Origin of the sequence: Streptomyces sp. NPDC048370 (assembly GCF_043200825.1) — a bacterium.
Taxonomy (GTDB): domain Bacteria; phylum Actinomycetota; class Actinomycetes; order Streptomycetales; family Streptomycetaceae; genus Streptomyces.
Genome location: NZ_JBICYI010000003.1, coordinates 14,568 through 26,793, shown reverse-complemented (window position 1 = coordinate 26,793; position 12,226 = coordinate 14,568). Strand labels below are relative to the sequence as shown.

Annotated in this window: 9 protein-coding genes and 1 riboswitch; of the genes, 5 read left to right on the top strand and 4 right to left on the bottom strand. The window is 73.0% G+C overall.

Features of this window, described 5'->3' with window-relative positions:
• The first annotated feature begins 23 nt into the window (after window positions 1–23).
• The 5 genes from ACGFYP_RS07360 (at window position 24) to ACGFYP_RS07340 (ending at window position 6,553) form a co-directional block, all read left to right on the top strand.
• On the top strand, window positions 24–1,136 hold the full coding sequence (locus ACGFYP_RS07360) for a PLP-dependent cysteine synthase family protein (protein ID WP_393487588.1): 1,113 nt from the start codon (window positions 24–26) through the stop codon (window positions 1,134–1,136).
• Window positions 1,133–2,398, top strand: a complete 1,266-nt coding sequence (locus ACGFYP_RS07355; RefSeq protein WP_393487585.1) for an MFS transporter — start codon at window positions 1,133–1,135, stop codon at window positions 2,396–2,398. The genes ACGFYP_RS07360 and ACGFYP_RS07355 overlap by 4 nt, the downstream gene beginning before the upstream one ends.
• Before the next feature lie 282 nt (window positions 2,399–2,680).
• Complete coding sequence (locus ACGFYP_RS07350) at window positions 2,681–3,874, top strand: PP2C family protein-serine/threonine phosphatase (RefSeq protein ID WP_393487583.1); 1,194 nt, start codon at window positions 2,681–2,683, stop codon at window positions 3,872–3,874.
• A gap of 236 nt (window positions 3,875–4,110) precedes the next feature.
• Window positions 4,111–4,258: riboswitch (cyclic di-AMP (ydaO/yuaA leader) on the top strand.
• An 11-nt stretch (window positions 4,259–4,269) separates the two neighbouring features.
• The gene (locus ACGFYP_RS07345; RefSeq protein ID WP_393487580.1) at window positions 4,270–5,376 is read left to right on the top strand and encodes a M23 family metallopeptidase; all 1,107 of its coding nucleotides are present in this window, start codon (window positions 4,270–4,272) and stop codon (window positions 5,374–5,376) included.
• A gap of 229 nt (window positions 5,377–5,605) precedes the next feature.
• Complete coding sequence (locus tag ACGFYP_RS07340) at window positions 5,606–6,553, top strand: aldo/keto reductase (protein WP_393487578.1); 948 nt, start codon at window positions 5,606–5,608, stop codon at window positions 6,551–6,553.
• A gap of 43 nt (window positions 6,554–6,596) precedes the next feature.
• Here ACGFYP_RS07340 and ACGFYP_RS07335 read toward each other — a convergent pair whose 3' ends face one another.
• From ACGFYP_RS07335 to ACGFYP_RS07320, 4 genes are all read right to left on the bottom strand, one after another.
• On the bottom strand, window positions 6,597–7,973 hold the full coding sequence (locus tag ACGFYP_RS07335) for a PrsW family intramembrane metalloprotease (protein ID WP_393487575.1): 1,377 nt from the start codon (window positions 7,971–7,973) through the stop codon (window positions 6,597–6,599).
• Between the two features lie 27 nt (window positions 7,974–8,000).
• Window positions 8,001–8,780, bottom strand: a complete 780-nt coding sequence (gene trmB / locus ACGFYP_RS07330) for a tRNA (guanosine(46)-N7)-methyltransferase TrmB (protein ID WP_393487572.1) — start codon at window positions 8,778–8,780, stop codon at window positions 8,001–8,003.
• A 33-nt stretch (window positions 8,781–8,813) separates the two neighbouring features.
• The gene (gene lhgO, locus ACGFYP_RS07325; RefSeq protein WP_393487569.1) at window positions 8,814–10,010 is read right to left on the bottom strand and encodes an L-2-hydroxyglutarate oxidase; all 1,197 of its coding nucleotides are present in this window, start codon (window positions 10,008–10,010) and stop codon (window positions 8,814–8,816) included.
• 102 nt (window positions 10,011–10,112) lie between these two features.
• Window positions 10,113–11,561, bottom strand: a complete 1,449-nt coding sequence (locus ACGFYP_RS07320; protein WP_393487566.1) for an MFS transporter — start codon at window positions 11,559–11,561, stop codon at window positions 10,113–10,115.
• Window positions 11,562–12,226 lie beyond the last annotated feature (665 nt).

The window sequence follows — 12,226 nt, the reverse complement described above, 5'->3', positions numbered from 1 at the left end:
ACCACTTCAAGGACGTACACCTGATGAACAACCTGCTGTCCGGCGCCCAGCTGCCCGGCACACCTCTGCCCGGTACACCTCTTCCCGGCACCTCCCTGCCCGGCACCGGAACACCCGCGTCCGGCATCCCGCTGTCCTTCGCCGCGCAGACCGTCGGCAACACCCCCGTGCTGTGGGTCGACGACGGCTACTGGGCCAAGCTCGAAGGTTTCAACTTCGGCGGCATCAAGGACCGCGCCGCTCTCCACATGGTCGAACAGGCCCGCCGCCGCGGTGAGCTGCGGCCCGGCGCGCCGATCGTCGAGTCGACCTCCGGCACCCTCGGCCTCGGCCTCGCGCTCGCCGGAGTGCTGCACGGCCACCCCGTCCATGTCGTCACGGACCCCGGTCTCGAACCGATCGTCGAGCGGATGCTCGTCGCCCACGGCGCCAAGGTCCACGTCGTGGCGGAGCCCAGCCCGCAGGGCGGGTGGCAGCAGGCGCGCATGGGCCGGGTGGCGGAGCTCCTGGTGAGCCTCGACGGAGCGTGGTGGCCGAACCAGTACGGGAACCCCGACAACCCCGAGGCGTACGGGGGGCTCGCCGCCGAGCTCTCCGCGCAGCTCGACCGGGTCGACGTCCTGGTCTGCGCGGTGGGGACGGGCGGGCACTCCGCGGGCATCTCCCGCGCGCTGCGGGCCACGTCCAGCCCCGCCCTGGAGCTGGTCGGCGTGGACAGCGTCCGCTCCACCGTCTTCGGCCTGCCGGCCGGCGAGCGGCTGATGCGCGGGCTCGGCTCCTCCATCCACCCCGGCAACGTCGACCACGCGGCCTTCGACGAGATCCACTGGGTCGGTCCTGCGGACGCGGTCCGGGCCGCCCGGCGGCTGGCGTCGCGTCAGTTCGTCACCGGCGGCTGGAGCGTGGGCGCGGTCGCGCTGGTGGCGGGGTGGCTGGCCCGTACCCGGCCGCGCGGAACGCGGATCGCGGCCGTCTTCCCCGACGGGCCGCAGCGGTACTTCGACACGGTCTTCAGCGACGAGTTCTGCGCGGCCCACGGCCTGCTCGACGGCCCGGTGCGCGAGGAGCCGGCGGCGTACGAGGGCGATGCGACGGTCGACGGCTGGACCCGCCGGGTCCTGGAGCGGGTCCGATGAGCACCGAGGTGTCGACCCCCGCCAAGGGCGGGATCTGGCGGCAGAGCCGTACCTTCGAACCGGCGGTACGGCTGCTCTTCCTCAACCAGCTGACCATCAATCTCGGCTTCTACATGCTGATGCCCTACCTCGCCGCGCACCTCTCGGACGGGCTCGGCATGGCGGCCTGGGCCGTCGGGCTCGTCCTCGGCGTACGGAACCTCTCCCAGCAGGGCATGTTCCTGATCGGTGGGGCGCTCGCCGACCGGCTCGGCTTCAAGCCGCTGATCGTCGCCGGCTGCGCGCTGCGGACGGTGGGCTTCGGGGCGCTCGCGTTCGCCCAGTCGCTGCCGGTGCTGATCGCCGCCTCGGTGGCGACGGGTCTGGCGGGGGCGCTGTTCAACCCGGCGGTGCGTGCCTACCTCGCGGCGGAGGCGGGGGAGCGGCGGCGCGTGGAGGCGTTCGCGCTGTTCAACACGTACTACCAGGCCGGGATCCTCCTCGGGCCGCTGGTGGGGGTGGCGCTGACGGGGGTGTCGTTCCGGCTGACGTGCACGGTGGCGGCGGTGCTGTTCGCCGTACTGACGCTGGTGCAGCTGTGGCACCTGCCGGTACGGGAGAAGACGGCGGAAGCGGCGGCGGAGGGACGGGCCGCGGAACCGGGGGCGGAAGCAGCTGCGGAACCGGGGACGGAACAGGCGGCGGGCCGGGGGCAGTTCCGTACCGTCCTCGCCAACCGCGTCTTCTGGCTCTTCTCGCTGGCGATGACCGGCTCGTACGTCCTGTCCTTCCAGGTCTATCTGGCGCTGCCGCTCGCGGCGGACAGTACGGCGGTGACGACCGCGCTGTTCGTGGTCTCCGCGCTCGTGGCGCTTGCGGGTCAGCTGCGGATCACGGCCTGGTGCGGGCGGAGACTGAGCCGGGAGCGGTGTCTGGTCCTCGGCCTTGTGCTGATGGGCACCGCCTTCCTGCTCCCGGTCGCCGTGCCCGGGGTCGTGGGCCTGCTCCTGTGCTCGGCGGCCCTGGCGGTCGGGAACGCGGTGCTCTACCCGTACGAGATGGACACCGTCGTCGCCCTCGCGGGCGGGCGGTGGGTGGCCACGCACTACGGGCTCTACAACACCGTCTGCGGGATCGGGATCACCCTCGGGAACCTGGGGACGGGCGTGCTGCTCGATGTGACCGGGTGGTCGGTGACGCCGTGGCTGGTGCTGTGCGGGGTCGGCCTCGGCTGCGCGGCGGCGGTGGGTGCCCTGGCGCGGGGCGGCCGACTGCGCGCGTAACCCACTTGGCCGAGCGGGGGTCGCCACGCGGCGCGGCTCCCGCCACCCTGGGGAGGGCGCGGTACCGTCCGTCGCCGTGCCGTGTACGGACCGGGCAGGAGAGCACAGGTGGGGCAGGGCCAGGGGAAGGGGCAGGGGCGGGGGCAGGGACCGCGGGGAGCCGCTCGGGGAGAGGCGAACGGGCGGGCGAACGAGCGCAGGAGCGGGCGGCCGGACCGGCGCAGGACCGGGCGGACGGACCGGCGTAAGAACGGGCGGACGAACGGGTCGGCGCACGGGTCGGTGAACGGGCGGGCGAACGGATCGGCCAACGGGACGGCGAACGGGTCGGCCAACGGGCTCGGGTCGCGGGCGCCGCGCGGGCGGGCCGAGCAGGCCCGGCGGTTCATCCGCGCGCTGCCGCCTCTTGTGATCCTCGGCGGTGTCGTCTTCGACCTGTCCACTCCCGCCGCGTACACCGCCTCCCCGATGTTCTCCGCCGCGCCGCTCATCGCCGCCCCGTTCTTCTCCATGCTGACGACACTGCTCACCGGCATCGCCGCCGTCGTCGCCAGCATCGGGCTGCACGTGTACAACCACACCACCGACGAGGTCCCCGCCCTCACCGAGACACTGACCGTCCTCACCGTCTCCGTCCTCGCCCTGCTGATCAACCGGGTCGTACGGCGCAGCGGTGAGCGGCTCGCCTCGGCGCGGGTGATCGCGGAGACCGCGCAGAAGGCCGTGCTGCCGACGCCCGCCGAGCGGATCGGCGGGCTCCATGTCGCGGCCCGGTACGAGGCCGCGCAGGCGGACGCGTTCATCGGCGGCGACCTGTTCGCCGTCCAGGACACGCCGTACGGGGTCCGGCTCGTCGTCGGTGACGTGCGCGGCAAGGGGCTCGACGCGGTCGAGGCGGTCGCCGTCGTGATCGGCGCCTTCCGGGAGGCGGCGGAGCAGGAGGCGAGCCTCGAAGGCGTCGCGCAGCGCCTCGAACGGGCGCTGGCCCGCGAGGGCACCCGCCGCGACGGGCTCGACGCCTTCGAGGGGTTCACCACCGCCGTACTGGCCGAGATCCCGCGCGGCGACGGGCGGGTACGGGTGGTCAACCGCGGCCACCCCGAGCCGCTGCTGCTGTACGCGGACGGGGGCCTGGCGCTCCTGGAGCCGACCGAACCGGCGCTGCCGCTCGGCATGGGCGAGTTGGCCGCCTGGCCGGACCGGGCCGACGAGGTCCCGTACCCGCCGGGCGCCACGCTGCTCCTCTACACCGACGGGCTCTCCGAGGCGCGCGACGCGGACGGGGCCTTCTACGAACCGGCCGAGCGGCTCGCAGGGAGGATCTTCCCGGGGCCGGAGGAGCTGCTGGACGCGCTCGTCGACGACGTCCGCCGGTTCACGGGCGGGGGTTCCACCGACGACATGGCGCTGCTGGCCGTGAGCCGCCCCGCAGCGGGCCAGCCGGAGCGGCGCCGCACGATGCCCGTGGTGCCGTGACCAGTGCCGCCGACAGTGCCGTGACCATCCGTAGTGGAGGGGTACCACTCCGATAACAATTGACGCACCGTCAGTTCTGGGGTGTCGTTCGGGGTCCGTACTGAAGCGAGGTCAAATCGGGCTGTACCAGCTCAATCGCGGAAATGATCAACCGGAACGGCTTGGAATCCGGCCCTCGTGTCTATTAACGTTCGATAACGCAGCGCGGTCGTCCCAGCCGTCGTAAGAGACGGCACCGTGCGCACGCGCCGAATCCTGAAAGGGAACCGGGGAACCACTACTTGGGGTGAATCGGGCACCTTCGCACTCGTGCGGAACCGCTCGTAGGAGACCTTCCTGCTCCGAACCCGTCAGCTAACCCGGTAGGCGAGAAGGAAGGAAAGGAGTGCGCCTCCGTGGCGTCCAACAGCCCTGCCCCCGAAGGCCTTTCTGACGGGTTCAACGCGTTCGGTGCCCGTGGTGCCGCCGGGACGGACGACGACGCGGCGACGTGGGGGGAGTGGAACCCCACCGAGGACTCCCTGCGCCAGCAGGCCCGTTCGGGTGGCCGCCACCGCGTCGTGAAGCAGCGCTCCGGCTTCGCCCGCTCCTCCACCGTCCTCGGTGTCGGCGTCATCGCGGCCGTCGGCGCGGGCGGCATGGCGACCGCCAAGGAGAAGCCCCCGGTCTCGATATCGCTCCCCGACCTCGACCTGCCGGACGCCTCCGAGCTGCCCGGCGTCGGCGAGTTCATCTCCGACGAGGACGGCGCGGACGGTACGGACTCCGGTACGACCAACCCGCAGCCGCTCACGGCCACCCTCGCCCTGCCGGCCGGCGACGTCGAGAAGACCTCCGGCGCCGAGTCCGCCTCCGCCTCCGCCTCGACGGCCGACGCCGGCGAGGCGCTGCGCGCCCGCATCCTCCAGCAGGCCGAGCAGCAGCAGGCCTCCGCCGACGCAGCCGAGAAGGCCGCGGCGGAGAAGGCGGCCGCGGAGAAGGCCGCCGTCGAGGCGGCGGCCAAGGCGGACCAGGCCGAGAAGGAAGCGGCCGCGGCGAAGAAGAAGGCCGAGGAGGAGGCGGCGGCGAAGGCCGAGGCGGAGCGCCTGGCGAAGCTCGCCGCGAGCTACTCGCTGCCCACGTCCTCGTACACGATCACCTCCACGTACGGCCAGTCCGGCTCCATGTGGTCCTCCGGCCAGCACACCGGCCTCGACTTCGCGGCGCCCACCGGCACGCCGGTCAAGGCGGTGCACGGCGGCACGATCAAGTCGGCGGGCTGGTCCGGCTCGTACGGCTACCGGATCGTCCTGGAGCTGGAGGACGGTACGGAGGTCTGGTACGCCCACCTGTCCTCGATGACGGCGAGCGTCGGCCAGTCCGTGGGCACCGGCGACACGATCGGGCGCGTGGGCGCGACCGGCAACGTCACCGGCCCGCACCTGCACCTGGAGGTCCACACCCCGGGCGGCGCGGGCATCGACCCGGCGGCCTGGCTGGGCAGCAAGGGCCTCTCGGTCTGACGCGTACGCGTCCCCGCCTCTCGGTCCGACGCGGGGACGCGACCTCACAGCCTGACGCCAGGGCGCGTCCCCGGCCTCACGGTCCGACGCCGGCCCGCGCGTCCCCGGCCTCACGGTCTGACGCCGGCCCGCGCGTACTCGGCCTCACGACTCCGGCAGCCCTGACGGCACCCCCCGGACGTCAGGGCTGCCGGAATACCCGTGTCCGGGGCAGTCGTTGTAACGTCCCATGACCTCTCTTCGCCCGCTGGGCAATTCCGATCTGCACGTCTTCCCCCTCGCGCTGGGCGGCAACGTCTTCGGCTGGTCCGCCGACCAGGAGCAGTCCTTCGCCGTCCTCGACGCCTACACCGCCGCCGGCGGCAACTTCGTCGACACCGCCGACATGTACTCCGCCTGGGCCGAGGGCAATCAGGGCGGCGAGTCCGAGACGTTGATCGGCAAGTGGCTGGCCACCCGGGGCAACCGCTCCGAGGTCGTCGTCGCCACGAAGGTCGGCGCCCACCCCCAGTACAAGGGGCTCGCCCCGACCACGATCAAGGCCGGCGTCGAGGAGTCGCTGCGCCGCCTCGGCACCGACTACATCGACCTGTACTACACGCACTTCGACGACCCGACCGTCCCGGTCGAGGAGATCGTCACCGCGCTCGACCAGCTGGTGAAGGACGGCAAGGTGCGCGCCGTCGCCGCCTCCAACATCTCGGCCGAACGGCTCCAGGCCTCCCTGGACTTCGCCGAGGCCGAGGGCCTCGCCCGCTACGTGGCCCTGCAGCCGCACTACAACCTGCTCTCGCGCGACACGTACGAGGGTGAGCTCCTGGCCACCACCGAGCGGGCCGGGCTCGCCGCCGTCCCGTACTTCGCGCTGGCGTCCGGCTTCCTCACGGGCAAGTACCGCGCAGGGAAGACCGTCGACAGCGTCCGCGCCGAGGGCGCCGCCGAGCACGCCGAGACCGAGCGGGGCCGGCGGATCCTCGCCGCGCTCGACACGGTGGCCGAGGCGCACGAGGCCGAGGTCGCCACTGTGGCCCTGGCCTGGCTCGCCTCCCGCGCGACCGTCGTCGCCCCGATCGCCTCGGCCCGTACCGTCGACCAGCTCCCGGCGCTCGTCGCCGTGGCCGACCTCCGCCTGACCCCGGCGGAACTGACGCTCCTGACGGAGGCCTCGGAGGCGTAGGCCCCCGAAGCCTGGGATGACGGGCCGTCCCTAAAGGGAGCCCTTAGCTCCGGTACGGGTTGTAGCCGCCGTAGTCGAGGTACTGCGGCGGCGCCCACACCCGCCCCGTCGCCCGCGCCGCGTACGTGAGGGCGGGCGAGGCGACGGGCTTGCGCTGCCAGAGGTGGTGGAGCAGCTCCTGCTCGCGCGCCATGAAGTCCGGGTCCGGCGCGCCGCGCTGGGCGCGGTGGCGCAGGAAGGCGAGGGTCGTCGCGAACGCCTCGTACTCGCCGACGGCGGTGGCGGCCGGCGGGCCGTACGTACGGCGGGCGAAGTCGCGGGCAAGGGAGCGGGCTCGCATCGAGGAGAGCGCGAGCGGTTCGGCGGGCGAGAGCCAGCCGGCCGCCGCGTACGCCGGGAGCTGCCCGGATATCGTGCGCAGCTCGCGCTGCCTGCTCCATATCGCGAGCCAGGTCAGCAGGCCGAAGGCGGGCACCATGAACATGCCGTAGACCAGGATGAAGCCCAGTGGCCCGAGGATCGTCGCCGAGCCGTTCCACAGGGCGTGCATGAGCATGGCGAGGAGCAGCCCGGCGATCGGCAGCAGCGTCCGGCGCAGTCTCAGGAACTTCCGCCGGGAGGTGGCGAGGGCGGCGAAGGCGAAGCCGAGGCCGGTGAAGACCGTGAAGAGCGGATGCGCGAACGGCGACATCACGATCCGTACGAAGAAGGTGCCCGCGGTCATGGAGCCGAGGCCGCCGGAGCCGAGGTCCTGGTCCTCGCCGAAGGCGTTGCCGAGATAGAGGATGTTCTCGGTGAAGGCGAAGCCGGTGGCGGTGAAGCCGGCGACGACGACCCCGTCGACGAGGCCGGTGAAGTGCCGTCTGCGGAAGAGGAAGATCAGCAGGATCGCCGCGGCCTTGGCGCTCTCCTCCACGACAGGGGCGACGACCGTGGCGCCCCAGGACTCGGCGGAGGCGGGGTCGGCCGTGGCGGTCGCGATCCAGCGGACCGCGAAGGAGTTGGCGAGGATCGCGACGAGCGTCGCCGCGCAGGCCCCCCAGGCGAAGGCGAAGATCAGGTTCTTCCAGGGACCCGGCTCGACCCGGTCCAGCCAGCGGAAGGCGGCCATCAGCAGCGGGACGGGCAGGACGGCCAGGCCGAGGCCGACGAGGAAGCCCTCGGTGCCGGTCTGCTCCCGTACGATCGCGAGGATCACCAGTGCGCAGAGCGCGAGCACGGTGATCACGGCGACGGCCCGGACCACCTTGCTGCGCCAGAAGGCGCGACGAGGCCTGTAGCGCCACTGGGCGCGGTCCGGAACGGCCGTGAAGGCCGGCTCCTCGGTGTCCCGAGTGGGGACGGGAACGTGGTTCGACACGTGAGCGACCCTAACGAGGACGACTGACACCCGCGACGGAGTTCTCCGACATCTGCCCATTCCTGTGGAAAAGCAGAACCGGCAGAGCTACTTCCTGTGGAAAAGCAGGTCGTGCACGACATGCCCCTTGTCCAGGCCCTGCCCCTCGAAGCGGGTGAGGGGGCGGAAGTCCGGGCGGGGCGCGTAGCCGCCCTCGGGCCGGGTGTTCTCGAAGTCGGGGTGGGCGGAGAGGACTTCGAGCATCTGCTCGGCGTACTCCTCCCAGTCCGTGGCGCAGTGCAGGACGGCGCCCGGCTTCATCCGGGTCGCGAGCAGCGTGAGGAACTCGGGCTGGATGAGGCGCCGCTTGTGGTGGCGCTTCTTCGGCCAGGGGTCCGGGAAGTAGACGCGGCAGCCGTCGAGGGCGTCGGCGCCGAGCATCTCGCGGAGCAGGATGATCGCGTCGCCGTTGGCGACCCGGACGTTCTCCAGGCCGCCCCGGTCGGCGAGACCGAGGAGGTTGCCCTGGCCGGGGGTGTGGACGTCCACGGCGAGGATGCCGGTGCCGGGGTCGGCGGCGGCCATCTGGGCCGTGGCCTCGCCCATGCCGAAGCCGATCTCCAGGACGACGGGCAGGCCGCCGAACATCTCCTTCAGGTCCAGGACCCGCTTGCCGTCGATGTCGAGGCCCCAGTCGGGCCAGCGCTTGAGCATCGCCTCGGCCTGCCCCGTGGTGACGCGGCTGCGGCGCGGCTGGAAGCTGCGGATCCGCCGCTCGTGGTGCGATCCGGCGGGATCGGGCAGCGGCCCCTCACCGGGGGCAAACCTCTGGCTGCCCCGCTGGAAGACGGGCTCGGGGTGGGTGGCGGCTTCGCGAGACTCAGACACAATGCGCCCAATTCTACGATCCCGACCGCTGGGCTACAGCAGGGCCAGCGCCCGGGACGCCACCTCGCGGCCGATCGGCAGCGACGCCGTCGCCGCCGGCGACGGTGCGTTCAGGACGTGGACCGTCCGGGGCGCCTCGCGGATCAGGAAGTCGTCCACCAGCGTCCCGTCCCGCAGCACCGCCTGCGCCCGGACCCCCGCCGGAGCCCGGCGCAGATCCGTTTCCTCCACGGACGGCAGCAGGCGCCGCACCGCCGCCGTGAAGGCCCGCTTCGACAGCGAGCGGCGCAGCTCCCCCGCTCCGTACCGCCAGTGCTCCCGGGCGATCTGCCAGGACCCCGGCCACGCCAGCGTCCCCACCAGGTCGCCGGGCCGGACGACCGACCAGTCGTACCCCTCCCGCGCGAGCGCCGGCACCGCGTTCGGTCCGACGTGGACGCCGCCGTCGACGCCCCGGGTCAGATGGACGCCCAGGAACGGGAAGGCCGGGTCAGGGACCGGATAGACCAGGCCCCGGATCAGGGAGGGGTCCGCCAGCTCGTAGTACTCGCCACGGAAGGGCACGATCCGCATGCCGGGCTCGTCGCCCGCGAGCCGCGCCACCCGGTCGCACTGCAGCCCCGCGCAGTTCACCAGGACCCGCCCCCGCACCACCGTCCCGGCCGCCGTGCGGACGGCGACGCCCCAGGGCCGCCGGTCGACGGCGGTGACCTCGGAGCCGTACAGGATGCGCGCCCCGGAGGCCTCGGCGAGCTGCGCCGCCACCGCTCCGTAGTCGCAGATCCCCGTCGTGCCGACGTGGATCGCGGCGAGGCCCCGCACGTTCGGTTCGTACTCGGCGATCTGCGCGGGCCCCAGCTCCCGCACCGGGATGCCGTTCTCCCGGCCGCGCTGCACGAGCGCGTGGAGCCGGGGCAGCTCGTCGCGTCCGGTGGCGACGATCAGTTTGCCGGTGACCTCGTGGGGCAGTCCGTACTCGGCGCAGAACTTGACCATCTCGGCCGCGCCCGCGACCGCGAACCGTGCCTTCAGGGAGCCAGGACGGTAGTAGATCCCGCTGTGGATCACCCCGCTGTTCCGCCCGGTCTGGTGGCGGGCCGGGCCGTGCTCCTTCTCCAGGACGGTGACGCGGGTGCCGGGAACGGCGCGCGTCAGGGCGTACGCCGTCGACAGACCGACGATTCCGCCGCCGATCACGAGCACGTCGCAGTCGACGTCGTGCGTGGACACCTGCACCACCTCCCACCCCGATAGTGCACTGGCCCACTGACAGAGCGGCTAAACCCCCTGGGACACGTGTCACGTCGAGCTCATCCCAGGGTCATGCCGCGCTCATGCCGGGGCCATCAGGAGCGGCCTGGCCCGCTCCCGCAGCTCCATGACCCTCGGCTCGTCCCCGTACGGTTCGAGCCGGTGCAGGAGGTCCCGTACGTACTCGGTGGTGCGGGCGGAGGAGATCCGGCCCGCCACCTCCACCGCGCGCGTGCCGGCCGCGCACGCCGCGTCCAGATTGCCCGACTCCAGCTCCGCGACCGCCGACACCACGAGCCGCAGGCCGTGCGAGCGGACGTACTCCTCCGTCGGCCGGGACAGCGCCTGCTCGGTGAAGCGGCGCACCTGGCGGGGCGCCTTCAGGTCCCGGTAGCACTCGGCGGCGTCCGCGCAGAACCGGTCGTACGAGTAGAAGCCCAGCCACGAAGGGTCGGCGTCGCCCTCCCGCGAGCGCTCCAGCCACCCCTCGGCCGCCTTGAGCGCGGCCGCCGCGGCCGTGCCGTCGTTGGCCTTCGCGTGGGCGCGGGCCTCGACGAGCCGGAAGAAGGACATGGTGCGGGCGGTGGCGAGTCCCCGGTTGCGCTCCAGGGCGGCCTGGGCGAGGTCCACGCCCTCGTCGGCGAAGCCCCGGTAGGTGGCCTGGAGCGACATGGAGGCGAGGACGTAGCCGCCGAGCGGCACGTCGGCGGCGGCGCGGGAGAGCCGCAGCGCCTGGATGTAGTAGCGCTGGGCGGCCTCCTGCTGGCCGGTGTCGAAGGCCATCCAGCCGGCCAGCCGGGTCAGCTCGGCGGTCGCGCCGAAGAGCGCGCGGCCGACCTCGTCCGAGTACGAGCCGAGGAGCAGCGGTGCGGCGTCGACGCGTAAGCACTCCGGGACCATCGAGGAACGCCAGTCGCCGCCGCCGTACTTGGAGTCCCAGCGGCGCGCGTCCTCCGCGGCCTCCCGGAGCTTGGCGACGTCGCTGTGCCCCACGCGCGCGTGGGGGCCGGTCTCGGGTCCGTCGGCGGCCGCCGGTGCTTCGAACCCCTCCACCAGGCGCTCCACGGAGGAGTCGGCGGGCGTTATCAGCCAGCGGGAGGCGGGGGTCGCGTACGCGCTGACCGCGAAGGAACCGGCCAGCGACTGCCAGATCCCGCCGCCTCCGGCCCGGCGGCCGGCGAGGTCGAGCCGGTAGAGCTCGGTGGCCGAGCGGACCGCCTCGCCCACGTCGCGCGGGAAGGCGAGCCCCACCTCGGGCGCCGGGTCGGCGTCCGCGAGCCCGATCTCGTGCAGCGGCACGGGCCGGCCGAGCTTCTGGCCGATCGCGGCCGCGATCAGGTGCGGGGCCGCGCCCTGGGGCACCATGCCCTTCGACACCCACCGGGCCACCGACGTCTTGTCGTAACGAAGCGTCAGACCGCGCTGCGCGCCGAGGTCGTTGACGCGCCGGGCGAGACCGGCGTTGCTGATTCCCGCGAGGGCGAGAACCGTGCCGAGCTTTTCGTTCGGCCCGCGTTGCTCCCTGGACATGACGCCACCCCTCGACAACACAGACGGCCGCCACGACGCCGGGCATAGGCGTGCGGCATTCGTAAACACAGCGTAGTTCGCCGCATCCCGACCGTTAAGGGGCGGAGTTCCGTATGGCGGGATTGTTGTGGGAACAGACGGATGGCCGACAGATGGCGTAGCGGCGTCGGCGGGTCCGGCGCCGTCCGGCGCCCGCGGGAGGTTCGGCGGGGCACCTGCGGGGCGCCTCCGGAGTGCCCGAGGGGCGCGTCGAGGCGCGTGCCCCGGTCGTGTGGCCGTGCGCCCGGCCGTGCGCTCTCGCCCGGTCGGCGGGGGAGCGCTTCCATGAGTCCTGCGTGGGTCGGCCCACTCGGCTGTGGACCGGTGGGCTGGGGGATACCGCCGCCCCATTCCCCGCGGGCGGCGGACGGCTCCGGGAGGCGAAGAGCGCCTCCCGGACTGCCGACGGACGGTCGACGGGCCGCCGACGGAGTGCCGACGGACCGCCTGTGGCCCGAGGCGCCGGGTCCGCGCCAATGAGATTGGCCGAATGACGACGGTTGTTGAACCGCTGACAACTGGCCCATGCCAGGGGCGCATTCGCATTCGCGCGCGCGACCCCGGAGCCCCCTCCGTGCGCTGTTGTCGTGGCAGCATGTTCCTCCACCGAACCGACGTGGAGGCGC

What these genes read in the sequence shown, in the direction of transcription:
- ACGFYP_RS07355 (WP_393487585.1), top strand. Translation starts at nt 1,133, where the DNA reads ATGAGCACCGAGGTGTCGACCCCCGCCAAGGGCGGGATCTGGCGGCAG.
- ACGFYP_RS07335 (WP_393487575.1), bottom strand. Translation starts at nt 7,973, where the DNA reads ATGGGCAGATGTCGGAGAACTCCGTCGCGGGTGTCAGTCGTCCTCGTT.
- ACGFYP_RS07360 (WP_393487588.1), top strand. Translation starts at nt 24, where the DNA reads ATGAACAACCTGCTGTCCGGCGCCCAGCTGCCCGGCACACCTCTGCCC.
- ACGFYP_RS07320 (WP_393487566.1), bottom strand. Translation starts at nt 11,561, where the DNA reads ATGTCCAGGGAGCAACGCGGGCCGAACGAAAAGCTCGGCACGGTTCTC.
- ACGFYP_RS07340 (WP_393487578.1), top strand. Translation starts at nt 5,606, where the DNA reads ATGACCTCTCTTCGCCCGCTGGGCAATTCCGATCTGCACGTCTTCCCC.